Source organism: Micromonospora sp. WMMD964, assembly GCF_029581455.1.
Classification (GTDB): Bacteria; Actinomycetota; Actinomycetes; order Mycobacteriales; family Micromonosporaceae; genus Micromonospora.
Window position 1 is genome coordinate 4409585 of the sequence record NZ_CP120860.1, and the last position, 25217, is coordinate 4434801.

A 25217-nucleotide genomic window follows, 5' to 3' on the forward strand; every position below is an offset into this window, starting at 1 on the left:
TCGTCAGCACAGCGCCGTAAGGAGAACCGCCGCCGTGGCCATGCAGTTCTACGCCTCGCCCGAACAGATCATGCGCGATCGCTCCGAGCTGGCCCGCAAGGGCATCGCTCGGGGTCGTAGCGCGGTGGTCCTCAGTTACTCCGGTGGGGTGCTCTTCGTCGCGGAGAACCTCTCCAGTGCCCTGCACAAGGTCAGCGAAATCTACGACCGGATCGGCTTCGCCGCGGTCGGCCGCTACAACGAGTTCGAGAATCTGCGTCGGGCCGGTGTGCGGATGGCCGACCTGAACGGGCTCAGCTACGACCGGCGTGACGTGACCGGTCGGGCCCTGGCCAACGCGTTCGCGCAGACGCTCGGCGCGATCTTCACCGAGCAGTCGAAGCCGTTCGAGGTGGAGATCTGCGTGGCGGAGGTCGGGGCCACCGCGGACGCCGACGAGCTGTACCGGTTGACGTACGACGGCTCGGTCAACGACGAGCCGGGTCGGATGGCGATGGGTGGTCAGGCCGAGGCGATCACCGCGGTGTTGAAGTCGCAGCACCGGGCGGACATGTCCCTCGCGGAGGCGGCCCGGGTGGCGGTGCAGGCGTTGAGCACGGCCGGCGGTGAGGGCGGGGCGGCCCGGACGATCGCCGCCAACCAGCTGGAGGTGGCGGTGTTGGACCGCCAGCGGGTTGGGCGTACGTTCCGCCGGATCACCGGTGCCGCGCTGACCGCTTTGCTGGACGGCGATGTCGCCGCCGCGGAGCAGCCGGGGGAGGCGGGTGGAACCGACACGCCGGCGCAGCCGACGACGGAGGCGCACAAGCCGACGACGTCGGCGGGTTCGGCTGACCTGGAGGACAAGCCGGCGGACGGCACGTAGCGACCGATCGTCACGGCGGGCGGCTGGGGATTCCTCGGCTGCCCGCCGTGACGCGTTTCCGGCCCGGGTGGGTCCGGCGGTCAGTGGCGCTTGAGCAGCGGTTTGGCGAGGGTCCAGTAGGCCCCGGCCAGGAGGTTGAACACGCCCAGCCCGGGGGTGGTGACGTCGGTGGGCGGGAGCCGACCGGTCATCAGCTCGGCGATGACGCCGTCGGGCACCCGGCGTTCGGCCTGGAGCCGCCGGCGGCGGCTGCGCACCCAGCCTCGGTGTTGCCACAGCCAGCGCCAGCCGCGGATCTTGTGTCGGGCCCAGCCGGCGGTCAGCGCGTTCGTGAGCATCGCGGCTTCGGTGAGCAGCAGTGCGGGGGCGAGCAGCGCGAGGGTACGGGCCTGGTAGGTGGTGAGCAGGGTGACCAGCCGGTTGCGTTCGACCAGGTAGAGCTTGAGGGCGTTGCGGGAGAACTCGTAGTGGTGGCGTACCACGGCGTCCGGCACGTACTCCAGGCGCAGGCCGCGTTGCCGCAACCGCACGCTGAGTTCGGTGTCCTCGTGGTAGGCGAAGTACTCGGGGGCGAAGCCGTCGAGCTCCCGCCAGAGGTGCCTGCCGATGACGAAGCAGCAGCCGCTCAGTGACGGCACGGAACGGCGGTGGGCGTGGGCGGTGGCGGGTTCGCCGTTGCCGCCGGCCCAGGAGAGGCCGGCGAAGTGCAGGGGGTTGCCGGCGGTGTTGATCAGTTCGGGTCGGTCGGCCAGGCGGATGGATGCCATCGCGGCACCCACGTCCTCCTCGGCGGCGACCGTGGTGACCTTGGCGAGGGCGTCGGGTGCCACGATCGCGTCGGAGTTGACGAAGGCGAGCCAGTCGCCGGTCGCCTCGGCGGCACCGACGTCGCAGCCACCGGCGTAGCCGGTGTTGCGGGCGGGGGACAACACGCGTACCCCGGGGAGGTTCTTCACGGCGTCGATGCCGCCGCCGGTGCATCCGTTGTCGACGACGACCAGGTCGACGGTCACGTCGGTGCTGGCGAGGGCGGCGCGGGCGGCGTCGACCAGGTACGGCTCGGGGCCGTACGCCAGCATCACCACGGTTATCCGGGGCGGAGCCATGATCAGGTTCCTCCGGTCACTCCCGGCGTGACGGCCTCGAGGGCAGGGGTGTGGGTGGACGTCGAGCGGGGGGTGTGGTTGCGCAGCAGGACGGCCATGGTGGCGGCGACGACGACGGATCCGATGGCGTAGCCGAGTTCCACCCGCAGCGCGGTGGCGACCGGGGCGAGCGTGGCGACGACGAGGGCGGCCACGCCGACGGCCCAGGCGAGGGCCTGGGCCCGGTGCCGGTCGAGGGCGAGCAGCGCCTGCCCGAGGACCATGGCCCACAGGTAGGCGAGGGTGGCGACGGCGAGCCAGGCGAAGTCGCCGTGGCCGAGGACGTCGGGAGCGTCGAAGAGGGTCTGCACCAGCCACGGGCCGAGCAGCACCGCACCCGCGGCGCCGCTGAGGCCGAGCGCGGTGACGATGCCCAGGGCCCGGCGCAGCAGGCTGTGGAAGCCGGCCAGGTCACCGGTGGTGGCGGTGGTGGCGAGGCCGGGGAGCAGTGACGCCTGCAGCGACGCGAAGACGAACAGCGGGATCCGCACCAGCACCAGGGCGCTGAGGAGCGCGCCCGCGGTCGCCACGTCGGACGGGTCCAGCACCTTGACGTTGATCACGCCGATGTTGACCACGACCTGGGCGAGCAGGCTGGAGACGATGAGCAGGCCGAGGCCACGCAGTATCGGCGCCCAGGCCAGGGGCGTGCCGCCGCCGATGGCGCGCAGCACCGGCGGCGCGGTGAGGATGACACCGGCGATCGGTGCGACGACCAGCACCGCGCCGAACCAGACCGGGTTGGTGACGCCGGTCAGGCCGAGCACGGCGACGAGCACGATCCGCAGGCCGCCGTCGATGCCGAGTTGGGTGCCGTACCAGGGGAAGAGTTGCAGGCCGGACAGGACGCCGCGGGTGGTGTGCGCGATGGCGAGCCCGGCGAGTGACCCGATCAGGACGGTCACCATGGTGCCGTCGCCGTCGAAGAGCCGGTCGGCGAGCGGCGCCCGGACGGCGATGATCAGCGCGACCATGGCGGCGAGCAGGCCGGCGGCCAGGACCGCCCCCCGGGCCAGTACCGGCCCGGGGGGAAGGCCCTGGCTGTGCCGGGCGGCGACGAGTCGGGCGACTTCCTGTTCCACCGGCATGAACAGGCCGATGCCCAGGGTGAAGACGATCGACCAGAGCACCGAGAGGGACGAGTAGTCCGCCTCGGTGAGGCTGTGCCCGGCGACGGCCAGGTGGACGTAGGAGGCCAACCCTAGCAGGGCCAGACCGGCGCCGACGGCGACGGTGCCCGGTGGGACCAGACTCAGCAGCCTGCGGATCACCGGCGGATGAGCGCCAACGTGAGGACGGCGAAGGCCCGACCGAGGTAGATCATGGCCTTGGCGGGCGACTGGCTGGGGGTGCCCGCCATGCGCTTGCGCATGGCCACCGGCACCTGGCGGATCTTGTAACCGCGTCGGGCGGTGTGCACCAGCGTCTCCACGGTGTCGCCCAGGTACTCCACCGGGTACCAGGTGGCGAACATGTCGATCACCCGGCGGTTGGCGGCCCGGAACCCGGAGGTCGTGTCGGTGAGCTTGGTGCGCGCGACGCGGGACAGCACGCCGGAGAGCATGATCATCGCCCAGCGGCGGGGGCCGCGGACGGTGTAGTCACCCTCACCGGCGAACCGGGCGCCGATCACCAGGTCCGTCTCGTCGAGCAGGTCGACGAGCTTCGGCACGTACCGGGGATCGTGCTGGCCGTCCGCGTCGACCTGGATCGCGACGTCGTAGTCGTGGTCGCGGGCGTAGCGGTAGCCGCACCGCATGGCCCCGCCGACGCCGAGGTTGTACGGCAGCTTGGCGACCCGGGCGCCGGCGGCGGCGGCGACCGCGGCGGTGCGGTCGGTGGAGCCGTCGTCGACGACGAGCACGTCGACGCCCGGCAGCTCGCCGCGGACTTCCTGGACCACGTCGGCGATCGAACCGGACTCGTTGAGCGCCGGGATGATGATGAGGACCCGCTTGCCGTTAACCATCGTGCGACACCAGTTCGTCTCGGGCCGCCCGGTCCGCGTCGATCTCCGCGCGGAGCAGGGCGAAGTCTTCTGCCAGGGTGCGGGTCTCCTCCTCCAGGTGGCTGACCTCCCAGCTGAGGTGCACGCAGACCAGCAGCAGGAAGACGATGCCGAGGAAGAGCACGAGGCTCACACCGGAGGCGACGCCGAGCAGTTCGGCGACGTTGTCCAACAGGCGGGGGAAGAGCGACAGCGGAATGACGATCACGAGGACGCCGAGCCAGAGCATGCCGTACTTCTCGCGGAGCTGTCGGCGGCGCAGCAGCTCGACGATCGTGGCCAGCAATATCAGGCCGGTCAGGCCGGTGACGAGGGTGAGTTTCATGCGACCTTCCACGGAACGGGCGGAGCGGGGGAGTCGAACGCCTCGACGAGGGTGGCATGCCAGTCCGGGAGCGACGGCAGGCCCGCGGCCGCCCAGCGGCTGTGCGCGAGCACACTGTACGCCGGTCGGGGAGCAGGACGAGGATACCGGTCGCCCGTGGTGCGTCGAATCCGCTCCGGGTCGAGACCGGTCAGTGCGAACACGGCACGGGCCAGTCCGTACCAGGTGGTCTGGCCGGTGCAGGTGCTGTGGTAGACGCCGGGGGCGACCCGACCGCCCCGGGCCGCGTCGACCAGGGCGACGAGCTGTTCGGCGAGCCGATAGGACCAGGTGGGCTGGCCGTGCTGGTCGTCCACCACGTCGATGTGCTCCCGCTGTTGGGCGAGTCGGAGCAGGGTGGTCACGAAGTTCGGCCCGTGCGCGCCGTACAGCCAGGCGGTGCGGACCACGTACCCGGTGTCCGGCAGCAGTCGGGTGACGGCCTGCTCGCCGACCAGTTTGCTCCGGCCGTAGGCGTTGACCGGCGCGGTGGGCGCGTCCTCGGCGTACGGGGTGCGCGCGTCGCCGGCGAGGACGTAGTCGGTGGAGACCTGGACCAGCCGGGCGCCGCTGGCCGCGCACGCCGACGCGAGGTTCGCCACCCCGTCGCCGTTGACGGCGGTGGCTGCCGCCTCGTCGTCCTCGGCGCCGCCGACGTTGGTCCAGGCCGCCGTGTTGATCACGACGTCGTGGTCCCGGACGGCGGCGTGGACGGCGGCGGGATCGGTGATGTCCAGGTCGGCGCGGGTGGCTGCGGTCACCTTGAGGTCGGAGCGGGTGTGCAGCACGGTGACCAGGTCCCGGCCGAGCATTCCGCCGGCGCCGGTGACGAGCAGGCCGGTGACGACCAGTCGGGTCATGCGGTGGGCGTGGCCTTCAACGGCTCCCACCAGGCGCGGTTGTCGCGGTACCACGCGACGGTGTCGGCGAGCCCCTGGTCGAGGGTGACGCTGGGGGCGTAGCCGAGTTCCTGGTTGATCTTGGTGATGTCGAGGGAGTAGCGGCGGTCGTGGCCCTTGCGGTCGGTGACCGGGACGACACGGTCCCAACCGGCACCGCAGGCGTCCAGGAGCAGGCCGGTGAGTTCCTTGTTGGTCAACTCGGTGCCGCCGCCGATGTTGTAGACCTCGCCGGCGCGACCCTTCTGCTGGACCAGGGCGATGCCGCGGCAGTGGTCGTGCACGTGCAGCCAGTCACGGATGTTGCCGCCGTCGCCGTAGAGGGGGACGGTACCGCCGTCGAGCAGGTTGCTGACGAACAGCGGGATGACCTTCTCGGGGAACTGGTACGGGCCGTAGTTGTTGGAGCAGCGGGTGACGACGACGTCCATGCCGTGGGTGCGGTGGTAGGCCAGGGCGAGCAGGTCCGAGCCGGCCTTGGACGCCGAGTAGGGGGAGTTCGGCGCCAGGGGCCAGGTCTCGGTCCAGGAGCCCTCGTCGATGGAGCCGTAGACCTCGTCGGTGGACACGTGCACGAAACGGCCGGTGCCGTGGCGCAGCGCGGCGTCGAGCAGGGTCTGGGTGCCCAGCACGTTGGTGGTGACGAACGGCGCGGCGCCGGCGATGGACCGGTCGACGTGCGATTCGGCCGCGAAGTGCACGATCACGTCGTGGCCCGCGACGACCTCGTCGACCACGACGGGGTCGCAGATGTCGCCCTGCACGAACCGCAACCGCGGGTCGTCTCGTACGGGGTCGAGGTTGGCCAGGTTGCCCGAGTAGGTCAACTTGTCGAGCACGGTCACGACCGCCGGGTCGAGTGGCGGAACGCCTTCGGCGCTGCCGAGGGGCTTGCCCAGCAGCAGGCGAACGTACTCCGACCCGATGAATCCGGCTCCGCCGGTGACGAGGATCCTCACGGGTCGGGAAGTCTACGCGAAATGTTCCGCGCGTCGGCCGAGGCATGACCCCCCGGCGCGTTCGGCGCCTGTCCGGCTAGGCTCTCCCGGTGCGTGGAATCCTACTTGCCGGCGGCACCGGTTCGCGGCTCTGGCCGATCACCCGGGCGGTCTCGAAGCAGCTTATGCCGATCTTCGACAAGCCGATGGTGTATTACCCGCTCTCCACCCTGATGATGTCCGGGGTCCGGGAGATCCTGGTGATCACCACTCCGGAGGACCAGGACCAGTTCCGCCGGCTGCTCGGCGACGGCAGCCACCTGGGGCTGCGGCTGGAGTACACGAGCCAGGAGCGCCCGGAGGGCATCGCGCAGGCGTTCATCCTCGGTGCGGACTTCATCGGCGACGAGTCGGTGGCGCTGATCCTGGGCGACAACATCTTCCACGGCGTCGGCCTGGGTCGGCAGCTCGCCAAGCACGCCGACCCGATCGGCGGGCGGGTCTTCGCCTACCAGGTGGCCAACCCGCAGGAGTACGGCGTGGTCGACTTCGACGACGCCGGGCGGGTGCGCTCGATCGAGGAGAAGCCGGCCCGGCCCAAGTCCCGCTACGCGGTGCCCGGCCTGTACTTCTACGACAACCGGGTGGTGGACATCGCCCGCAAGCTCACTCCGAGCGCCCGCGGCGAGCTGGAGATCACGGCCGTCAACGAGGCGTACCGGGAGACCGGCGAGCTGTCGGTCACCGTGCTGGACCGCGGCACCGCCTGGCTGGACACCGGCACGTTCACCTCGATGATGCAGGCGGCCGAGTTCGTCAGGGTCGTCGAGGAGCGGCAGGGCCTGAAGATCGGCTGCGTCGAGGAGGTCGCCTGGCGGTCCGGGCTCATCGACGACGACCAGTTGCGCGCGCTCGCCACGCCGTTGACGAAGAGCGGCTACGGCGACTACCTGCTCGGCCTGCTGGCCGAGCAGGACGCTCCGGCCGGCCAGCACGGGGGTGCCTGGTGAAGATCCGGGAGCTGGGCATCGAGGGCGCCTGGGAGATCACCCCCCAGCAGCACGGTGACCCGCGCGGCATGTTCATGGAGTGGTACCGCTTCGACGCGCTCGCCGAGGCGGTGGGGCACCCCCTGCGGTTGGCCCAGGCGAACCTGTCGGTCTCGGCGCGCGGCGTGGTGCGCGGCATCCACTTCGCCGACGTCCCACCCGGGCAGGCCAAGTACGTCACCTGCGTACGCGGCGCGGTCCTCGACGTGATCGTGGACCTGCGGGTGGGCTCGCCGACCTTCGGCCGCTGGGAGGGCGTCCGGCTGGACGACACCGACCGTCGGGCGGTCTACCTCAGCGAGGGGCTGGGGCACGGTTTCTGCGCGCTGACCGACGACGCGACGCTGAGCTACCTCTGCTCGGCCACCTACAACCCGACCGGTGAGCACGCGGTGCACTCGCTGGACGAGGAGTTGGGCATCGAGTGGCCCGCCGACGTCCCGCAGTTGTCCGCCCGCGACGACGCGGCGCCGACCCTCGCCCAGGCCCGCGAGCGAGGTCTGCTGCCGGAGTACGACGCCTGCCGGCGGTTCGTGGCGAGCCTCGGGCCGGACGGAATGTCGCACTCAACCGGTATGTGAGCACGCCTGGAGCACGACCTGTGGTGTGACAGTGACGAACCGGGCCTCCGGGCGGCTAATGTCACACCATGGAGCGGCGAATCTTCGGCCTCGAGACCGAGTACGGCGTCACCTGCACCTATCGCGGGCAGCGGCGGCTGTCCCCGGACGAGGTCGCGCGCTATCTGTTCCGGCGCGTGGTGTCCTGGGGGCGGTCGAGCAACGTCTTCCTGCGTAACGGGGCCCGGCTCTACCTGGACGTCGGGTCGCACCCGGAGTACGCGACACCGGAGTGCGACTCGGTGACCGATCTGGTCGCCCACGACCGGGCCGGCGAGCGGATCCTGGAGGGCCTGCTCGTCGACGCGGAGAAGCGACTGCACGACGAGGGCATCGCGGGTGAGATCTACCTGTTCAAGAACAACACCGACTCGGCCGGCAACTCGTACGGCTGCCACGAGAACTATCTGGTCTCCCGACACGGCGAGTTCGGTCGGCTCGCCGACGTGCTCATCCCGTTCCTGGTCACCCGGCAGTTGATCTGCGGGGCCGGCAAGGTCCTGCAGACCCCGCGCGGCGCGGTCTACTGCCTGTCGCAACGCGCCGAGCACATCTGGGAGGGCGTCTCCTCGGCGACCACCCGCAGCCGTCCCATCATCAACACCCGCGACGAGCCGCACGCCGACGCCGAGCGCTACCGGCGGCTGCACGTGATCGTCGGGGACTCCAACATGAACGAGGTCACCACCCTGCTCAAGGTCGGCACCGCCGACATCGTGCTGCGGATGATCGAGGCCGGGGTGGTGATGCGCGACCTGTCCCTGGAGAACCCGATCCGGGCGATCCGGGAGGTGTCGCACGACATCACCGGCCGGCGCAAGGTGCGACTGGCCTCCGGCAAGGAGGTCAGTGCCCTGGAGATCCAGCAGGAATACCTGGCCAAGGCCACCGAGTTCGTCGAGCGGCGGGGCGGCGACCAGGCCGCCAAGCGGGTCGTCGAGCTGTGGGGCCGGGTGCTGCACGCGGTGGAGACCGGTGACCTGGAGCCGGTGTCCCGCGAGATCGACTGGGTCAGCAAGCTGCGGCTGATCGAGCGCTACCAGCGCAAGCACGACCTGCCGCTGTCGCACCCCCGGGTGGCGCAGATGGATCTGGCCTACCACGACGTTCGTCGCGGTCGCGGCCTCTACGGGCTGTTGGAGCGCCGCGGTGAGGTCGACCGGGTGGCCACCGACCCGGAGATCTTCGAGGCGAAGGAGACCCCGCCGCAGACCACGCGGGCCCGGTTGCGCGGCGAGTTCATCCGGCACGCCCAGGAGAAGCGACGCGACTTCACCGTCGACTGGGTGCACCTGAAGCTCAACGACCAGGCGCAGCGCACCGTGCTCTGCAAGGACCCGTTCCGGGCGTACGACGAGCGGGTGGAGCGGCTGATCGCCAGCATGTGACGGGTGTGCCGGCCCCGGCGGTGGTGTGCGTCGACGGGGCCGGCGCAACCGGTAGGCTGAGCGCGCCATGACGACTTCTGGACCTTCCGACCGCTCCGAGCCCTCCGAGCGCGGCGCCGAGCGGCAGAACTGGGTCGAACGCCGGCGGGAGAAGATCCGCGCCGAGATCGACCGCAACCGACGCGGTGAATACACCGTGCCGACCTGGGTGCTGGCCTTGGCCCTGGCCCTCATCGTGGGCGGCTGGCTAGCCCTGATCTTCCTGGCCTAACCCCCCACCCCCCACCCCACCACCCCCCGCGCCCCCACCCCGCTCGTCGTCGATCATGGACTTGTGGTGGGAACACAAGCCGTGGAAACCCACCTTCCGGCCACCCCAACTCCATGATCGACGGGAGCGGGGGTTGGGCCGGGGCAGGGCGGGTTAGGGGAGCAGGGCTGCCGCGTGGCGGCCGGCGGCGGCGGCCGCGAGGAAGTAGGCGTGGTCGGCATCGAGACCGCGGCCCATGGTGGACAGCGGCACGGTGGTGGCCCGCAACGCGGCGTCCAGACCGGCGGTGGGCACCCGGACGATCCGGTGTCGGGCCGTCAGCGGCGCCAGCGACGCGTCCACCTCGGCGGCGAGGGCCGGGTCCAGGTCGTCGGGCACCACCAGCTCCGCCGGGGCGAGCGCCACCCGGCCGTACGCGGTCAGGCTGTGGTGTGACACGCCCCGGTGCCGGGGGCGGGGATCGGCGTCGGAGATGCGCAGCGAGCCGACCGCCCGGCCGCCCAGCGTGACGATCGCGTTGACCGCCTCGCCGACCGCGACGCCGGAGAAGCCCCACCGGGTGCCGGTACCCAGGTTGCCGGGGCCCTGGGCGACGATCGCCACGTCGGCGCCCAGCACGTGCCGGGCGGCGAGCAGACCACCGTGCAGGGTGGTGGCTTCCAGGTCGCCGCCGAATGCCTGCCCGACGGTGATCGTGCCGACCAGTTCTTCACGCAGCCCGGCGAGGGTGCGGGAGAACCAGGCGGGCAGCGCCCCACCGTCGGTGAGCAGGTACGCCACCCGCGCCCGCGGGGCGTCGGCGCGGATGCCGGCCAGGATCGCCGGTAGCGCCGAGTGCAGGTCGGCGGTGACCACCGGCAGACCGCCCAGGTCGTCCGCGTCGGCCAGCACGTCGCGGTGCGGGGACGCCTCCTCGTCCACGCCGAGCAGGATCGGCTGCAACGGCGTGTAGCGGGCCTTCACCAGGTGCCCGGCGTCACGGGTGTCGCCGACCGACCCAGGGTCCGGCGGCAGCCGGTCCGGCAGGGCCACCACCAGGGCGTACCCGCCGGTGCCCAACCCCATCAGCAGCGCACCGGCGTTGAGCAGCACCCGGTCGCCGGGCTCGGGAGTACCGACCAGTTCCGGGTAGGCAAGCGCCCGCATGCTCATGCCGTCGGCAAGGTCGACGTCCAGCTCCACCGCCCCGGTCCACTGCCGTCGCAGCTTCGCCACCGTCCCCGTACGCCATCGCACCATGACGGGCACGCTAGCCGCGCGGGCCCGACGGCCCGCGCCCGGGTGCGGCGGTGGTGTCGGTCAGGCCGACTCGGGGCTGCCGTCGGTGCTCGGCCCCGGCCCGGCCTGGGTGTGCCGGGCGGTGCCGGTGGCCCCCGGCAGCGAGCGGGTGGGGTCGAGGAAGACGAACCGGATCTCCGGGTACCGGCCGGTGAGCCGCCGCTCGGCCTCGTCGGCGGCGGCCTCGATCTGCGCGCCGGTCGCCTCGTCGCGGAAGTCGACCTTCGCGGCGACCAGGATGTCGTCCGGGCCGAGCTGCATCGTCAGCAGGGTGTCGATGCGCTCCACCTCGGGCAGCGCCGCCAACTCCTGCTCGATCTCCCGGCGCAGTCGCTCCGGGACCGCCCGGCCGACCAGCAGCGACAGGTTGTTGGCGGCGAGGATCCCGGCGACGGTCAGCAGCAGCAGCCCGATCAGGATCGACGCGATGCCGTCCCACACCTCGTCGCCGGTGGCGTGCGACAGGCCGACGCCGAGCCCGGCCAGCACCAGACCGATCAGGGCCGCGCTGTCCTCCAGGAAGACCGCCTTGACGGTGGTGTCGGCGGTCAGCCGCAGGAACCGTCGGGGCGTGGTCCGCCACCGTCGGGACTCCCGGCGAACCTGGCGCACCGCCCGGGCCAGGGAGATCGACTCGATGACGAACGACACCGCGAGCACGACGTACGAGATGAGGTAGTCGCCGCTGTGCTCGTGCACCAGGATCGTGGTGACGCCGTGGGTGACGGCGAAACCGGCGCCCGCGACGAAGGTGAACATCGCCGCGAAGAACGCCCAGACGTAGCTCTCCTTGCCGTACCCGAAGGGATGCCGCTGGTCCGCCGGTCGGGAGCCGCGGCGCAACGCCTGGAAGAGCAGCACCTCGGTGGTCGTGTCGGCGAACGAGTGCGCGGCCTCGGAGAGCATCGCGGCCGAGCCGGAGATCACCCCGGCGATCAGCTTGGCGACCGCGATGGCGAGGTTGGCGGCGCCCGCGACGATCACGGTGCCGACGCTCTCGCTCTCGGGCCTGGCCTCCGCTTGCGACATGAGGCTCACCCTATGACCGGAACCGACGACGCGCCGGGCGTGCACCGATCCGAACAAGTGTGCGGCACGCCCGCGCGGGTGCACGTCGTGGGCGCGTCGGCTGCTAGCGTCTACCGCGTGTCGCGGACCCGCACCGAACGCCTGGTCAACCTGGTGATCTGCCTCCTGTCCACGCGACGGTTCCTGACCGCCGCGCAGATCGCCGCGACCGTGCCCGGTTACGAGCATGATCCGGACGACGCACGCGACCACGAAGCGTTCCAGCGCAAGTTCGAACGGGACAAGGCCGAGCTGCGCGAACTGGGTGTGCCACTGGAGACGGGCACGGCGAGCGCCTTCGACGCCGAGCCCGGTTACCGGATCGCGCACCGCGAGTACGCGCTGCCCGACATCCTCCTGGAGCCGGACGAGGCCGCCGCCGTCGGCATCGCCGCACGGTTGTGGCAGCACGCCGGGTTGGCCGCCGCGGCGTCGTCCGGGCTGGCCAAGCTGCGCGCCGCCGGGGTGGACGTGGACCCGCAGGCCACCCTCGGCCTGGAGCCGATGGTCACCGTCGACCCGGCGTTCGCGCCGCTGACCGCCGCCGCCCGGGACCGCCGCGAGGTCGGGTTCGACTACCGGGTGCCCGACCGGGACGCGCCGAGCCGTCGACGGCTGCAACCGTGGGGCGTGGTCTGCTGGCGGGGCCGGTGGTATGTGGTCGGCCACGACCGGGATCGGGAGGCGACCCGCTGCTTCCGGCTGTCCCGGGTCGTCGGCGCGGTCCGGGTGACCGGTGCGCCCGGCGCGTACGAGCCGCCGACCGACGTCGACCTGATCAGCCACGTGGCCCGGTGGTCGGGGCCGGTGGAGCACACCGGTCGGGCCACCGTCCTGGCCGCACCCGGCCGGGCCGCCGGGCTGCGCCGCTGGGCGGTGGAGGTGACCACCGGGCCGGACGGCGACCGGCTGGTCCTGCCGTACGCGGACCCGGACGGGCTGGCCGGTCACCTGGTCGGCTACGGCCCGGACGTGCGGGTGCTCGACCCACCGGAGGTCCGCGAGGCCGTCATCCAACGACTCAAGGAGATCGCCGTCCGCCACGACGACCTGGCCGTCACCGGAGGGGTCCGGTGACCCGCCCGGCCGCCCGGGGCGGCTCCCGCGCGTCCGCGGACCGGTTGGCCCGGCTGCTCAACCTGGTGCCCTACCTGCTGGCCCGCCCCGGCATCGAGATCGCCGAGGCGGCCGGCGACCTGGGTGTCACCGAGCGGCAGCTCCGGGAGGATCTGGAGCTGCTCTGGGTGTGCGGGTTGCCCGGCTACGGTCCCGGTGACCTGATCGACATGGCGTTCGACGGCGACCGGGTGACCATCACCTACGACGCCGGCATCGACCGCCCGCTGCGGCTCACCCCGGACGAGGCCCTCGCGTTGGTGGTGGCGTTGCGGATGCTCGTCGAGACGCCCGGGGTCGCCAACCGGGAAGCCGTCGAACGGGCCCTGGCGAAGATCGAGGACGCGGGGGACCTGGTGGGCGCGCCGGTGGCGGTCCGGCTGCCCGGGGACACTCGGCGGGTCGAGGCGCTGCGGGCCGCCGTGGAGGGCGGGAAGGCGCTGCGGATCACCTACTACACGGCGGCCCGGGACGAGACCACCGACCGGGTCATCGACCCGCTGCGGGTGCTGATGGTCGGCGGCCGGGCGTACGTGGAGGCGTGGTGTCGGCGGGCCGAGGCGGTCCGGCTGTTCCGGGCCGACCGGATCGACGCGATCACCGAGTTGGCCGAGCCCGCCGCGGTGCCGCCGCAGGCCGTCCCGCACGACTTGACCGATGGGGTGTTCCGCCCGTCGCCCGACCTGCCGTTGATCACGTTGCGCATCGGTCGCAGCGAACGGTGGATCACCGAATATTATCCGTGCGAGCGGGTCGAGGCGGGCGACGGCGACCAGTGGCTCGTCTCCCTGCGGGTCACCGACCTCAACTGGGCTCGCCGGTTCGTGCTGGGCCTCGGGCCGGAGGTCGCGGTCGTGGCTCCGGCCGAGTTGGCCGAGCAGGTCCGGGCGACCGCGGCCGCCGCCCTGGACGCGTACGCGGTGCCCGCGCCGACGACAGCGCCCCGGCAGCCGGAGGTCGAGCCGGGCAACGCGCCGTCGGGCGACCCGGCGGTGGTCGGCCGCACCCAGTAGGCTGACCGCCGTGCTGATCTGGATCGTGCTCGCGGTGGTGCTGCTCCCGCTCGTGGCGCTCGCGCTGGCCGTCCGCCCGGTGCTGACCCGGCTGCCCCGGCTACGCCGCGCCGCCGTGGCGTTGCAGCGGCGGGCCGCCGAGGCCGAGGCGTTGCGGGACACCGCCGAGGCGTTGCAGCAGCGGGCCGAGGGGGTTCAGCGCCAACTCGACACCGCGTCCCGGCGGGTCGCGCTGATCAAGGCGAAGCGCGGCTGACCGAGCCCTCATCCGGCGGCTGTTGACGGATCATCCCGGGTTGGTCAAGACTTCACCCTCCGGGCCAGACCACCACCACCCGGCGGGTGGCGGGCAGCCGATCCGCACGTACGATGGGCTGCGTACCACCCCCTCGGACACAGACCGACTGGAGCTTCTCATGGGTGCCCTCAAGCCGTGGCACATCGCTGTTCTCGTGGTTGTGCTGATCCTGCTCTTCGGTGCGAAGCGGCTCCCCGACGCGGCCCGTTCGCTGGGTCGGTCGCTGCGGATCATCAAGGCCGAGACCAAGAGCCTGCAGGACGACGACCGCGACCTCGCCGAGAAGGCCGACGCGCAGGCCGGCTACCAGCCGCTGCCGCCGCACGCCGGGCAGCAGGCGCCGTACGCCGGGCAGCCGCAGCAGCCGCCGTACCAGCAGGCGCCGCCGCAGCAGCCGGTCGTCGACCCGGTGCACCGCGTCCGCGACAACTGACCGAAGGGCACCACTGTCGTGGCCTTCGCCCTGCGCAAGCGCGGCCCGAGCACGTTCGAGCGGGCCGCCGACGGTTCGATGACGCTCATCGAGCACGTCCGCGAGCTGCGCAACCGTCTGTTCCGCGCGTCGCTGGCGATCATGGTCGGCTTCGGCGTCGGCATCTGGCTGGCGACGCCGGTCCGGATCCTGCTGTCGAAGCCGTACTGTGACCTCCCGGCCTCGATGGATCCGGTCTCCGGCAAGTGCAAGTTCGTCCAGCTCGGTGTCGCGGACGTCTTCCTGCTGAACCTGAAGATCGGCCTGTGGGTGGGTCTGGTCATCGCGGCGCCCATCTGGCTCTACCAGCTGTGGGCGTTCATCGCTCCGGGGCTGCACCGGCACGAGCGGCGCTACGCGTACATCTTCACGGCTCTCGCCGCGCCGCTGTTCGCGGCCGGCGCGGTGCTGGCCTTCTTCGTCACCACCAAGGGCCTTGAGTTCCTGCTCAACGTGTCCGGCGATGACATCGCGACCAACCTGGAAGTCACCCGGTACATCTCGTTCGTCACCAACCTGATCCTGTTGTTCGGGGTGGCGTTCGAGTTCCCGCTGATCGTGCTGATGCTCAACTTCGTCGGTCTCGCCAGCGCGAAGCGGTTGCTCAGTTGGTGGCGGGTGGCGATCTTCGTGTTCTTCGCGTTCTCCGCGGTGGTCACCCCCACCCCGGACCCGTTCGGGATGACCGCGTTGGCGCTCTGCCTGTCCGCGCTCTACTTCGCGGCGGTCGGGGTCGCGTTCATCAACGACAAGCGGCGTGGGCGGGGCAAGGAGGTCTACGCCGGAATCGACGACGACGAGGTGTCGCCGTTGGAGTTCGACGCGGACCCGGTCGTGGCCGGGCAACGGGTCGACGCGGCGGAGCCGATCGGTGTACCCGAGCCGATCGCCAAGCCGGCACCGATCGAGCGTCGCTACGACGACATGACCTGACGGCCCCGCGCCGACCGGTCAGCCGACGCCGCCCCCGTCGATCGGGGGCGGCGTCGCCGCGTCACGCCGAGCGTCGGCGGCGAGACTGATGGTGACGACGCCCGCCCCTGGTGAACGGCGGGTGTCCGACCGGTACGGTGCTGCCCGTGACCGCAGACGATCACCTGCCGGGCCCGGTCGACCGTGCCCCGCTCCCCGGTGGCCCGGTGGCCGTACTCACGAACCCGACCGCCGGCCGGGGCCGCTACCGGGCCCTGCTGCCCCGGCTGCTGGACGGTCTGGCCGCCGCGGGCCGGCCGGTCCGGTTGCTGCCGGCGTCCGATCCGGGTGAGGCGGAGGCGGCGTGCCGCGCCGCGGTGGCGGACGGAGCGGGCGCGCTGGTGGCGATCGGGGGAGACGGCACCGTCCACCGGGCGCTGCAGGCGGTCGCGGGCACCGACGTGCCGTTCGGGCCGATCCCCGCCGGCACCGGCAACGACTTCGCCCTGGACACCGGGTTCCCGGCCGATCCGCTCACCGCGGCGGACGTGATCGCGTCGGCGTTGCGCGACGGCCGCAGCCACATCGTCGACCTGGCCCGGATGCGCGGGGCCGACGGCACCGAGCGCTGGTACGGGGCGGTCCTCGCCGCCGGGTTCGACGCGATCGTCAACGAGCGGGCCAACCGGATGCGCTGGCCACGCGGCCCCCGCCGGTACGACCTGGCGATCGTCGTCGAGCTGGCCCGGCTGCGCCCGCGCCGCTACACCATGCGCCTGGACGGGGTGTCGCACGAGCTGGACGCGGTGCTGGTGGCGGTGGGGAACTGCCCCACGTACGGCGGCGGGATGCGGATCTGCCCCGACGCCGACCCCACCGACGGGCTGCTCGACGTGGTGGTGGCGGGCCGGGTCGACCGGCGGACGTTGATCCGGGTCAAACCGCGCATCTACCAGGGCACCCACGTCAGCCATCCGCTGGTGCGCAGTTTCCGGGCCCGCACCGTGGAGTTGGTCGCCGAGGGCATCACCACGTACGCCGACGGGGAACGCTCGTTGGGTCTGCCGGTGACGATCAGCGCCGTCCCGGGGGCCGTGCGGCTGCTGCGTTGACCCGTACCGCACCGATGCTCGCCGCGATCACCAGCACGATCGCGGCGCATTCCAGCACTGTCAGCTCCTGGCGTAGCACCAGCCAGCCGGCGAGGGTGGCGACGGCCGGGCCGAGGCTCATGAGCACCGCGAAGGTGGCGGTGGGCATCCGCCGCAACGCCAGCAGCTCCAGGGTGTAGGGCAGCCCGGAGGCGAGCACGGCGAGGGCGGCACCGAGGGCCAGCACCGGCGGGTCGAGCAGCACCGCGCCGCCGTCGACGATGCCCAGCGGCAGGGTGACCACCGCGGCGACGACCAGCGACAGGGCCAGCCCGTCCGCGCCCGGGAACCGGCCGCCGACCCGCGCGCTCAGCACGATGTACGCGGCCCACATCGCCCCGGCGCCGAACGCGAAGGCCACCCCGACCGGATCGAGCCGGTCGAAGCCACCCTGCCCGAGCAGCGCCACCCCGGCCAGGGCCAGGCCCGCCCAGGCCCAGCTCGCCAGTCGTCGGGCGCTGAACACCGACAGGGCGAGCGGGCCGAGGACTTCGAGCGTCACCGCCGGGCCCAGCGGGATACGTTCGATGGCCTGGTAGAACAGCGAGTTCATGCCGGCCAGCGCGAGGCCGAACGCGCCCACCGCGAGCCAGGCCGACCGGTCGTGCCCGCGCAGTCGGGGCCGGCACACCACGAGCAGCAGCACCGCCGAGATGGTCAGCCGCAGGGTGACTGCACCGGCCACACCGGTACGCGGGAAGAGCAACGCGGCCACGGCGGAGCCGAACTGCACCGACAGGGCACCGCCGAGCACCAGCCCCACGGCGACGACGCCACCGCGCCGGGCTGGTGGCGTGTCGGTCGGCGGTGGCGCGGGCAGCAGGATCTCGGTCACGGGCACGACGGTAGGCGTTCAGCTCCGGCTACCTCGCGGCGGTGTCCACCTGCTCGAACGCGACCCTGTCGTTCGGTTCGTGGAGAGCGACGTTCGTCGCCGACACGCCGTAGGTTTTCGCCAACGTGGTGCCACCGGCGTACGGTCCCTGGTATGACCAGCGGGATGCGGAAGTTGTCGATCTCCGTGCCACCGGACGTGGCCGAGCGCCTGGAGCGGGAGTCCAACGCCAGCGCCTACGTCACCCAGGCGATCCGTGACCGGATGCGGTTGGACGCCCTGGACGCAGAGCTGGCCCACCAGGGCATCGCGATCACCGAGCAGGGCGTGGCCGAGGCGCGCGCCCGCCGGGCGGCCGTGGAGGCCGACTGGTCGCCGGAGCGCCGCAGCGCCCTTCGCGAGCGGGTCCGGCAGCACGCGCTGGACGCCGCCGCCGGGACGCGTGAACAACCGGCCGCGTGAGCCCCGAGGACGACCGCCCGGTCCGGCTCGTGCTGGACCGCTCGGCGTTGCTGGCGTACCTGGCGGGTTCGATGCATGTCGGGGAGCCGCTGCACGAGGTCATCCAGGACCGCAACAGGTTCGGCGTCACCGCCGTGACCGCGGCGGAGACGCTGGCGATCGTCAGCGACCCGAAGGAACGAGCGACCCTGCACCGGCTGTTGGACCTGGACGCCTGTGAGGTGCTCTCGACCGAGGGGCACTCCTGGCACGAACTCAGCTTCTGGCGCACGGTGACGGGCCGTGCCGATCTGGCCACCACGGCGCTGGCCGTCCTCGAACACGACGCCTCGATCCTCACCGGGGAGGACCGGTACGGCGACGGCGAGCTACCGGTGATCTACATTCCCGGCTGACGGCGGGGAACCGCGGGTCAGGCGGGCAGGGCGAGGTCGAGCACGGCCCCCAGCCCGTTCTCCCGGCCCGGCTCGGCGGCCGGGAGCACCAGCACCGAGCAGCCGGCGGCCACCGCTCCCGCGTCGGCAGGCGTGTCGCCGACCATCAGGGTCTGCTCCGGGTCGACGCCGAGCATCCCGCAGGCCCGCCAGAAGATCGCCGGGTCGGGCTTGCAGCGCCCCACCTCGTAGGAGAGCACGAACGCGTCGACCAGGTCGGTCAACCCCCACGTGTCGAAGTGCGGCCGCAGGTCGAAGCCGATGTTGCTGACCACGGCGACCGGCACCCCGGCGTCGCGTAGCGCGGTCAGCGTGGGGGCGGTGTCGGCGTACGGCAGCCAGCCGTCGGCGGTCAGCAGCCGTTCGTAGAGCGCGTCGGCGAAGCCGTCGATGCCCGCGTCGACGGTCTCGGCCAGCCCGGTGTACGCGCCCCGGTGGGCGTGTTGGTAGAGGTCCCGGTCGGCCCACAGCTCGGCCAGGCGGGGCGGCACCCGTGCCGGCAGCGGGCCACCGGCGCGCCCGGCGGTCAGCAGCCGGTCGGCCAGCGAGGTGGCGCGGACGTGGTCCAGGGTGACCCCGCAGGCCGCGGCGGCCTCCCGCACCCACTGTCGGGGCTCTTCCACCTGTGCCAGCGTGCCGTGGAAGTCGAAGAGCACGGCCTTCACCGGGCGTCGGGACGCCCGGCGCTCGGCGCTGCCCGGCGGACTGGTCTTGGGCGGTTCGGCATGGTCCGGCACGCCGTGCACCCTACCGACCGCCCCCGACGGCACCTCCGGACGGCCTTGTGGGGTGTCCTGTCCCGGCACGCACTAATCTTGGTCTCATGTCGAGTCCCGCCGAGCGGTACGCGGAGGCCCGTCGTCGGGCCGCGCAGGCCTCACAGTTTCCCGCGCTGGAGGAGTTCGCCCTTGACCTGGGCTTCGACCTCGACGACTTCCAGCGGGAGGCGTGCCAGTCGTTGGAGCGGGGCAGCGGTGTGCTGGTCTGCGCCCCCACCGGCGCCGGCAAGACGGTCGTCGGTGAGTTCGCGGTCCACCTGGCGTTGCGCGGGCGGCCCGGCGACCCGGTGGGTGAGGGCGCGGCGACCCGGCGCAAGTGCTTCTACACGACCCCGATCAAGGCGTTGTCCAACCAGAAGTACCACGACCTGGTCGCCCGGTACGGCGCGGAGCAGGTCGGTCTGCTGACCGGCGACAACGCGATCAACGGCGACGCGCCGGTGGTGGTGATGACCACCGAGGTGCTGCGCAACATGCTCTACGCGGGCTCCAGCACCCTGCAGGGCCTCGCGTACGTGGTGATGGACGAGGTGCACTACCTGGCCGACCGGTTCCGTGGTGGGGTGTGGGAAGAGGTGATCATCCACCTGCCCGCCTCGGTCACCCTGGTCTCGTTGTCGGCGACCGTCTCCAACGCCGAGGAGTTCGCCGACTGGCTGGTCACCGTACGCGGTGAGACCGCGGTGGTGGTCAGCGAGCACCGGCCGGTGCCGTTGTGGCAGCACATGCTGGTCGGCAAGCGGATGTTCGACCTGTTCCACGACGCCGACGCCGCCCGCAAGCACGACGTGCACCCGGAGCTGCTGCGCTACACCCGGGAGACCGCGCGGCGACTGGAGCTGGGCGAGGGCCGCAGCGCGGGGCCGGGCGCCGGTCGGCGAGGCCCGCGCTGGCGGGGCCCGTTGCGCCCGGACATCGTCGACCGGCTGGACCGGGAGGGTCTGCTGCCGGCGATCCTGTTCATCTTCAGCCGGGCGGGTTGCGCCGCGGCGGTGCAGCAGTGTCTGGCCGCCGGGTTGCGGTTGACCTCCCCGGAGGAGCGCGCCGAGATCCGCCGGGTCGTCGAGTCGCGGGTCACCGCGATCCCCGGCGAGGACCTCACCGTGCTGGGCTACTGGGAGTGGCTCGACGGTCTGGAGCGTGGTCTGGCCGCCCACCACGCGGGCATGCTGCCGGTGTTCAAGGAGGTCGTCGAGGAGCTGTTCGTCCGTGGCCTGGTCAAGGCGGTCTTCGCCACCGAGACCCTGGCGCTGGGCATCAACATGCCGGCCCGCTGTGTCGTGCTGGAGCGCCTGGTCAAGTACAACGGCGAGGCGCACGTCGACCTGACCCCGGGGGAGTACACCCAGCTCACCGGGCGTGCCGGCCGCCGGGGCATCGACGTGGAGGGGCACGCCGTGGTGGTGTGGTCCCCGGAGACCGACCCCCGGCACGTGGCCGGGCTGGCGTCCACCCGCACCTACCCGCTGCGCTCCAGCTTCCGACCCTCGTACAACATGGCGGTGAACCTGGTCGGCTCGGTGGGCGCGGAGCCGGCCCGGGCCCTGCTGGAGTCCTCGTTCGCCCAGTTCCAGGCGGACCGGTCGGTGGTCGGTCTGGCGCGGCAGGTGCAGCGCAACACCGAGACCATCGAGGCGTACGGCGCGGAGGCCGCCTGCCACCACGGCGACTTCGACGAGTACTTCGCGTTGCGGGTGGCGATCACCGATCGGGAGAAGGCCATCGCCCGGCAGGGGCAGACCCAGCGCAAGGCCGCCGCCGTGGCCTCGTTGGAGCGGCTGCGCGTCGGCGACGTGATCCGGGTGCCGTCGGGCCGGCGGGCCGGGCTGGCCGTCGTGTTGGACCCGGCGACCGGTGGGTTCGGTGAGCCCCGGCCGTTGGTGCTCACCCAGGATCGTTGGGCGGGGCGGGTCAGCCCCGGCGACTTCACCACCCCCGCCGAGGTGCTGGCGCGGATCCGGGTGCCCAAGCATTTCAACCACCGTTCGCCGGCGGCCCGGCGGGATCTCGCCGCCGAGGTCAGCGGCACCGGCCTGGACCGGCACGGCGGTCGACGTGGTGGCCGTTCCCGGCAGGTGACCGGCGAGGACCACCGGCTGACCCAGCTCCGCACCGAGTTGCGGCGGCACCCCTGCCATGCCTGCCCGGAGCGCGAGGACCACGCCCGTTGGGCGGAGCGGCGTCGCCGGTTGGAGCGCGACACCGAGGAGTTGCGCGAGCGGGTGTCCGGGCGGACGGGCTCGCTGGCCCGGACCTTCGACCGGATCGTGGCGTTGTTGACCGAGCGTGGCTACCTCGCCCGGGACGGCGCGGTCACCGACGCCGGGCGGATGCTCGGCCGGATCTGGACCGAGGCGGATCTGCTGGTCGCCGAGTGCCTGCGCCGTGGGGTGTGGAACGGGCTGTCGCCGGCCGAGTTGGCGGCGGCGGTGTCCGTGGTGGTCTTCGAGGCGCGCCGCGACGTCGACGAGCGGGCGTCACTGCCCCGCGGGCCGGTGGCCGACGCGGTGGACGAGACGCTGAAGCTGTGGGGGGAGATCGAGGCCGACGAGGCGGCGCGCGGGTTGGCCGCGACCCGGGAGCCGGATCTCGGGTTCGCCTGGCCCGTCTACCGGTGGGCCCGAGGTGAGGCGCTGGCCAAAGTGCTCGGCAGCGGTCACGAGATCGACGGTGAGATGCCCGCCGGTGACTTCGTCAGGTGGGCGCGGCAGGTGGTCGACCTGCTCGGTCAACTCGCCGACTCCGGTGGCGCCCCGCCGGAGTTGCGGTCCACCGCGCGGCAGGCGATCGCGGCCATCAACCGGGGTGTCCTGGCCTATCACACCTCGGCCTGACCATCACGCTCAGTTGCCATCGCTGCCGAGTCGACGCGTCGGACGGCCACCGCCACGGCCCCCTCGAATAGGGCCGGAGGTGCTATTGCGCCTGATCACGGCACCCCTGATCATTGCCCGAGCGCTCTATTGACGCGCCGGTAACGAGGGGGAGAAGGCAGCAGTGGGGGACATCAATCACTTTGAGTACGGGTGGATCACGCCGGCGTTGAGCTATGCGCTGTCCGTGCTCGGTTCCGTCCTCGGTCTGGTCTGCGCCGGACGCATCCGTACGGCACGGACGAGCGGGCAGCGGGCGTGGTGGGGTCTGCTGTCGGCGTGGGCGTTGGGCGGCACCGCCATCTGGGCGATGCACTTCATGGCGATGCTCGGGTTCGCGGTGGAGAACACCCGGATCCGCTACGACGTGCCGCTGACCGTGGCCAGCACGATCATCGCGGTGGTGGCGGTCGGTATCGGTCTGGCCATCGTCGGCACCGGCCGGTTGAACGCCTTCCGACTGATCGCCGGTGGCGTCTTCACCGGGGCCGGCGTGGCCGCCATGCACTACACGGGCATGGCGGCGATGCGCCTCAACGGCACTCTCGGGTATGACGCCGTCCGCGTCGCGCTCTCCGTGGTCATCGCCGTCGTGGCGTCCACCGTCGCGCTGTGGCTCGCGATGACCGTCCGTCGGGGGATGGCGGTCTTCGCCTCCGCGCTGGTCATGGGCGTCGCCGTGAACGGGATGCACTTCACCGGGATGAGCGCCCTGTCGGTGCACCGCCACGAGGGTGCGGGCCGCGAGGTGACCGGTGCCGGCGTGAGCAGCCTGTTGGTGCCGATCATGCTGGCGGTGATCTTCGGGGTGGTCGGCCTGCTCTACGCGTTGCTGGCCGCTCCGACGGACGACGACCGGGCCGCCTCGGCGTACCTCAGCGGGCGTCGGGTCGCGGAGCCGGCAGCCGCGACGCCCGCCCCGGACCCGGTCGGGTTGCGCGCCCACTCCACCCTCGGTCAGCCGGGCACCCCGTTCCCGTCGCGCCGGGACACGCCGCCCCGCTGACGCCGGGCCTCAGGTCGGTGGCCGGTCCTCGACGACGAGGGTGGCCAGCAGCCCCGGGTGGTCGGTCGCCTCGCGCATGGGCACCGACCTGCGACAACAGATCGTCACGCCGGCCGTCGCCACGATGTGTTGGAGCGCGCCGTCGTCGACTCGCTGGTGGCCGGGCGGGGTGCAGGAGCGCACGTCCGGGTCGACGCCGGCACGGAGGTTGAGGTCACCGGCGAGCACCGCGCCGGTGCCCCTGCGGATCGTCGGCAGGATCGTGTCGAGCAGGTGCCCGCACTGCGCGAGCGCCACCCGGTAGCTGGTGTTGGCCAGGTGCGTGGTGCAGGCGAGCAGCCTGCGGTCGACGTCGACGCAGAGCCAGGCGCGCTCCTCTGGGTCGGCGAGGTCCTGCGTCGGGTGGATGCCGCGGTACACCGCGTCCGGGGTGTCCGGCGTCCGCACGCGGGCCAGCAGCCCGACGCCGTACGGCTGACCGTTGCGGCACCGGGTGTCGGCGCCGCTGGGCCGGTCCCCGGCCGGTTGGAACGCGGACACCACGGCCCGCCCGGGGTGCACGGCCGCGAACACGCGCCGCAGGGCGGGGACGTCGCCCTGACAGATCTCGTTCAGCGTGACCAGGTCGGGTGCCTCGGTGTCGATCACCTCGGCGGCGACGGCCATCGACCGGCCGGTGTAGCAACCGGCCCGACCGCTGTTGCAGAGGTTGAGTTGGAGCATCCGCAGGACCGTGGGTCGGGCGGTGTCCGTGGTGTCGGCGGCCGGCGGGCCGGCCGGGAGCCCGGCGGCGGCGAGCAGGAGGCAGACGGCCGACGCTCGGCGCGGGAATCGGGACTGACGGTCGGCCACGCGCACTCCGGGTGGGGGAGGCGACTGTCGTCGCCGCGGTGGCAGTGATCGTACTCGTGGCGGGCGAAGGGCCGACCCCGGCGCGGGTCGCCCCGGGGGCACGCGCGCCGCGCGTACCCCCGGGGGTCGGTCAGCGCGCGCGGACCGCGACGACGGTGTACGGGGTGGTCGGGGTCGGTGGTGTGGTGAAGCGGCCGTTGGGCAGGTAGAGCCGGCCCAGCGCCGTGGCGACGGTGGTCGGCACGTCGAAGTTCGGGTCGGTGATGACGGCGGTGAGCGTTCCGGCGGTGCCGGCGCGGTTCAGCGTGACGACCGCGATCTGGTTGAGGCGGTTCTGGACGACGTAGAGGGTGCGGCCGAGCAGCAGCAGACCGTCGCCGTTGGTGAAGGTGTGGCCCGGCACGTCCACGGCGGTGCTCACGCCGGTCAGCGGGTCGACCCGGTACAGCGTGCCGGTGTTCGACTGGACGACGATCAGGGCCCGACCGTCCGGTGTGGTGGTGATGCCGTTGAGGTTCACGCCGGTGCCGACCTGCTCGTACGCCCCGGTGAGCGGGATGGTGGTGAAACCGCCGGCGGGGGGCAGCGCGCCGCCGCGACCGAGCGGCAGCCGGTAGAGCACCGGTCGGTTGGAGTCGGTGAAGTAGGCGGCGTCGCGGGTCAGGATCACGTCGTTGACGAACGTCGGCGCGCTGGCGAACTGGTAGCTGGCCAGCACGTCACCGGTGCGGGTGTCGAGCACGCGGGCGTCGCCGGCGGTGCCACCGGCGACGAACAGCCGGCCGCGCCTGTCGACCTTGAGGCCCAGCGACGGGGTGCCGGTGGCTGCGCTGATCGTCGTGCCCCGGCCGGTGACCAGGTCGACGCGCTGGATGGCGCCGGTCGCGCGGGAGCCGAAGTAGGCGTACTTCCCGGCGGTGGCGATGCCCTCGGGCTGGAATCCGTCGGGCAGGGCGAGGACGGTGGGTGGCGGGCCTGCGGGGTGCGCCTGCGCGGGGCTGACGGCGACGGAGGCCAGCAGGGCCACGACGAGCGCGCCGCCGAGCGTGGTGCGGAGGGGGCGGTTCACTGTGCTCCTTCCGGGCGGCAAGGCGGCACGAGCCGACATGTCCGCCACGTTC

Annotated in this window: 26 protein-coding genes and 1 pseudogene; 15 read left to right on the forward strand and 12 right to left on the reverse strand. The window is 72.4% G+C overall.

What is annotated here, in order from left to right:
- Positions 1-34 precede the first annotated feature (34 nt).
- Positions 35-727: pseudogene (prcA, locus tag O7616_RS20270) on the forward strand (proteasome subunit alpha); the annotation flags it as partial.
- A gap of 218 nt (positions 728-945) precedes the next feature.
- Here the strand turns inward: prcA and O7616_RS20275 are convergent.
- The 6 genes from O7616_RS20275 to rfbB are packed head-to-tail and all read right to left on the reverse strand — an operon-like array spanning position 946 to position 6240.
- On the reverse strand, positions 946-1971 hold the full coding sequence (locus O7616_RS20275) for a glycosyltransferase family 2 protein (protein WP_282303443.1): 1026 nt from the start codon (positions 1969-1971) through the stop codon (positions 946-948).
- 2 nt (positions 1972-1973) lie between these two features.
- Positions 1974-3281, reverse strand: coding sequence for a polysaccharide biosynthesis protein (locus tag O7616_RS20280; protein WP_282303444.1), 1308 nt, complete (start codon positions 3279-3281; stop codon positions 1974-1976).
- The gene (locus tag O7616_RS20285) at positions 3278-3979 is read right to left on the reverse strand and encodes a glycosyltransferase family 2 protein (protein WP_282259625.1); all 702 of its coding nucleotides are present in this window, start codon (positions 3977-3979) and stop codon (positions 3278-3280) included. The genes O7616_RS20280 and O7616_RS20285 overlap by 4 nt, the downstream gene beginning before the upstream one ends.
- A complete protein-coding gene (locus O7616_RS20290; RefSeq protein ID WP_088989662.1) occupies positions 3972-4343 on the reverse strand; it encodes a DUF2304 domain-containing protein in 372 nt (123 codons plus the stop codon). Before O7616_RS20290 ends, O7616_RS20285 begins: the two co-directional genes overlap by 8 nt.
- Positions 4340-5242, reverse strand: a complete 903-nt coding sequence (gene rfbD / locus O7616_RS20295; RefSeq protein WP_282303445.1) for a dTDP-4-dehydrorhamnose reductase — start codon at positions 5240-5242, stop codon at positions 4340-4342. The genes O7616_RS20290 and rfbD overlap by 4 nt, the downstream gene beginning before the upstream one ends.
- Positions 5239-6240 carry a dTDP-glucose 4,6-dehydratase gene (rfbB, locus tag O7616_RS20300; protein ID WP_282303446.1) on the reverse strand — a complete coding sequence of 334 codons (1002 nt, stop codon included), beginning with the start codon at positions 6238-6240 and terminating at the stop codon, positions 5239-5241. Before rfbB ends, rfbD begins: the two co-directional genes overlap by 4 nt.
- A gap of 89 nt (positions 6241-6329) precedes the next feature.
- On the opposite strand from rfbB, the gene rfbA reads away from it, so the two are divergent.
- From rfbA to O7616_RS20320, 4 genes are all read left to right on the forward strand, one after another.
- The gene (gene rfbA, locus O7616_RS20305) at positions 6330-7229 is read left to right on the forward strand and encodes a glucose-1-phosphate thymidylyltransferase RfbA (RefSeq protein ID WP_282303447.1); all 900 of its coding nucleotides are present in this window, start codon (positions 6330-6332) and stop codon (positions 7227-7229) included.
- Positions 7226-7849, forward strand: a complete 624-nt coding sequence (gene rfbC / locus O7616_RS20310; protein ID WP_282303448.1) for a dTDP-4-dehydrorhamnose 3,5-epimerase — start codon at positions 7226-7228, stop codon at positions 7847-7849. The genes rfbA and rfbC overlap by 4 nt, the downstream gene beginning before the upstream one ends.
- Positions 7850-7917: 68 nt before the next feature.
- The gene (gene pafA / locus O7616_RS20315; protein WP_282259613.1) at positions 7918-9276 is read left to right on the forward strand and encodes a Pup--protein ligase; all 1359 of its coding nucleotides are present in this window, start codon (positions 7918-7920) and stop codon (positions 9274-9276) included.
- A 67-nt stretch (positions 9277-9343) separates the two neighbouring features.
- Complete coding sequence (locus O7616_RS20320; RefSeq protein WP_282303449.1) at positions 9344-9547, forward strand: hypothetical protein; 204 nt, start codon at positions 9344-9346, stop codon at positions 9545-9547.
- A 153-nt stretch (positions 9548-9700) separates the two neighbouring features.
- Here O7616_RS20320 and O7616_RS20325 read toward each other — a convergent pair whose 3' ends face one another.
- Both O7616_RS20325 and O7616_RS20330 read right to left on the reverse strand, forming a co-directional pair.
- Complete coding sequence (locus O7616_RS20325) at positions 9701-10786, reverse strand: DUF3866 family protein (RefSeq protein WP_282303450.1); 1086 nt, start codon at positions 10784-10786, stop codon at positions 9701-9703.
- 60 nt (positions 10787-10846) lie between these two features.
- On the reverse strand, positions 10847-11854 hold the full coding sequence (locus O7616_RS20330; protein ID WP_282259607.1) for a cation diffusion facilitator family transporter: 1008 nt from the start codon (positions 11852-11854) through the stop codon (positions 10847-10849).
- A gap of 117 nt (positions 11855-11971) precedes the next feature.
- Here O7616_RS20330 and O7616_RS20335 point away from each other — a divergent pair, with 117 nt between their 5' ends.
- The 6 genes from O7616_RS20335 (at position 11972) to O7616_RS20360 (ending at position 16816) form a co-directional block, all read left to right on the forward strand.
- Positions 11972-12970, forward strand: a complete 999-nt coding sequence (locus O7616_RS20335; RefSeq protein ID WP_282303451.1) for a WYL domain-containing protein — start codon at positions 11972-11974, stop codon at positions 12968-12970.
- Positions 12967-14022 (forward strand): YafY family protein, encoded by a 1056-nt coding sequence (locus O7616_RS20340; RefSeq protein WP_282303452.1) that lies wholly within the window; start codon positions 12967-12969, stop codon positions 14020-14022. Before O7616_RS20335 ends, O7616_RS20340 begins: the two co-directional genes overlap by 4 nt.
- A 10-nt stretch (positions 14023-14032) precedes the next feature.
- A complete protein-coding gene (locus O7616_RS20345; protein ID WP_282303453.1) occupies positions 14033-14278 on the forward strand; it encodes a hypothetical protein in 246 nt (81 codons plus the stop codon).
- Between the two features lie 160 nt (positions 14279-14438).
- Complete coding sequence (gene tatA, locus O7616_RS20350; protein ID WP_088989654.1) at positions 14439-14753, forward strand: Sec-independent protein translocase subunit TatA; 315 nt, start codon at positions 14439-14441, stop codon at positions 14751-14753.
- 18 nt (positions 14754-14771) lie between these two features.
- Positions 14772-15725 (forward strand): twin-arginine translocase subunit TatC, encoded by a 954-nt coding sequence (gene tatC, locus O7616_RS20355; protein WP_282259598.1) that lies wholly within the window; start codon positions 14772-14774, stop codon positions 15723-15725.
- 146 nt (positions 15726-15871) lie between these two features.
- Positions 15872-16816: a diacylglycerol kinase gene (locus O7616_RS20360; RefSeq protein WP_282303454.1), complete on the forward strand. Its 945-nt coding sequence runs from the start codon at positions 15872-15874 to the stop codon at positions 16814-16816.
- Here the strand turns inward: O7616_RS20360 and O7616_RS20365 are convergent.
- Positions 16779-17696 carry an EamA family transporter gene (locus O7616_RS20365; RefSeq protein WP_282303455.1) on the reverse strand — a complete coding sequence of 306 codons (918 nt, stop codon included), beginning with the start codon at positions 17694-17696 and terminating at the stop codon, positions 16779-16781. The two genes, O7616_RS20360 and O7616_RS20365, sit on opposite strands and share 38 nt — an antisense overlap.
- 147 nt (positions 17697-17843) lie before the next feature.
- On the opposite strand from O7616_RS20365, the gene O7616_RS20370 reads away from it, so the two are divergent.
- Together O7616_RS20370 and O7616_RS20375 are read left to right on the forward strand one after the other, a co-directional pair.
- Positions 17844-18152, forward strand: coding sequence for a hypothetical protein (locus O7616_RS20370; protein WP_282303456.1), 309 nt, complete (start codon positions 17844-17846; stop codon positions 18150-18152).
- Positions 18149-18547, forward strand: a complete 399-nt coding sequence (locus O7616_RS20375) for a PIN domain-containing protein (RefSeq protein ID WP_282303457.1) — start codon at positions 18149-18151, stop codon at positions 18545-18547. Before O7616_RS20370 ends, O7616_RS20375 begins: the two co-directional genes overlap by 4 nt.
- A gap of 17 nt (positions 18548-18564) precedes the next feature.
- Here the strand turns inward: O7616_RS20375 and O7616_RS20380 are convergent, their stop codons facing one another.
- Positions 18565-19323: an HAD-IA family hydrolase gene (locus O7616_RS20380; protein WP_282303458.1), complete on the reverse strand. Its 759-nt coding sequence runs from the start codon at positions 19321-19323 to the stop codon at positions 18565-18567.
- 86 nt (positions 19324-19409) lie between these two features.
- Here O7616_RS20380 and O7616_RS20385 point away from each other — a divergent pair, with 86 nt between their 5' ends.
- Both O7616_RS20385 and O7616_RS20390 read left to right on the forward strand, forming a co-directional pair.
- Positions 19410-22199 carry a DEAD/DEAH box helicase gene (locus O7616_RS20385; protein ID WP_282259590.1) on the forward strand — a complete coding sequence of 930 codons (2790 nt, stop codon included), beginning with the start codon at positions 19410-19412 and terminating at the stop codon, positions 22197-22199.
- A 163-nt stretch (positions 22200-22362) separates the two neighbouring features.
- Entirely contained in the window at positions 22363-23244 is an 882-nt protein-coding gene (locus O7616_RS20390) for an MHYT domain-containing protein (RefSeq protein ID WP_282259588.1), read from the forward strand.
- A 9-nt stretch (positions 23245-23253) separates the two neighbouring features.
- Here O7616_RS20390 and O7616_RS20395 read toward each other — a convergent pair whose 3' ends face one another.
- Together O7616_RS20395 and O7616_RS20400 are read right to left on the reverse strand one after the other, a co-directional pair.
- A complete protein-coding gene (locus O7616_RS20395) occupies positions 23254-24096 on the reverse strand; it encodes an endonuclease/exonuclease/phosphatase family protein (protein ID WP_282303459.1) in 843 nt (280 codons plus the stop codon).
- Between the two features lie 130 nt (positions 24097-24226).
- Entirely contained in the window at positions 24227-25165 is a 939-nt protein-coding gene (locus O7616_RS20400; RefSeq protein ID WP_282303460.1) for a superoxide dismutase, read from the reverse strand.
- Positions 25166-25217: the final 52 nt, after the last annotated feature.

Bases quoted from the DNA above. Each gene is read 5' to 3' on its own strand.
- O7616_RS20275 (WP_282303443.1), bottom strand. From the start codon at position 1,971: ATGGCTCCGCCCCGGATAACCGTGGTGATGCTGGCGTACGGCCCCGAG.
- O7616_RS20285 (WP_282259625.1), bottom strand. From the start codon at position 3,979: ATGGTTAACGGCAAGCGGGTCCTCATCATCATCCCGGCGCTCAACGAG.
- O7616_RS20290 (WP_088989662.1), bottom strand. From the start codon at position 4,343: ATGAAACTCACCCTCGTCACCGGCCTGACCGGCCTGATATTGCTGGCC.
- rfbD (WP_282303445.1), bottom strand. From the start codon at position 5,242: ATGACCCGACTGGTCGTCACCGGCCTGCTCGTCACCGGCGCCGGCGGA.
- pafA (WP_282259613.1), top strand. From the start codon at position 7,918: ATGGAGCGGCGAATCTTCGGCCTCGAGACCGAGTACGGCGTCACCTGC.
- O7616_RS20320 (WP_282303449.1), top strand. From the start codon at position 9,344: ATGACGACTTCTGGACCTTCCGACCGCTCCGAGCCCTCCGAGCGCGGC.
- O7616_RS20325 (WP_282303450.1), bottom strand. From the start codon at position 10,786: ATGGTGCGATGGCGTACGGGGACGGTGGCGAAGCTGCGACGGCAGTGG.
- O7616_RS20330 (WP_282259607.1), bottom strand. From the start codon at position 11,854: ATGTCGCAAGCGGAGGCCAGGCCCGAGAGCGAGAGCGTCGGCACCGTG.
- tatA (WP_088989654.1), top strand. From the start codon at position 14,439: ATGGGTGCCCTCAAGCCGTGGCACATCGCTGTTCTCGTGGTTGTGCTG.
- O7616_RS20370 (WP_282303456.1), top strand. From the start codon at position 17,844: ATGACCAGCGGGATGCGGAAGTTGTCGATCTCCGTGCCACCGGACGTG.
- O7616_RS20385 (WP_282259590.1), top strand. From the start codon at position 19,410: ATGTCGAGTCCCGCCGAGCGGTACGCGGAGGCCCGTCGTCGGGCCGCG.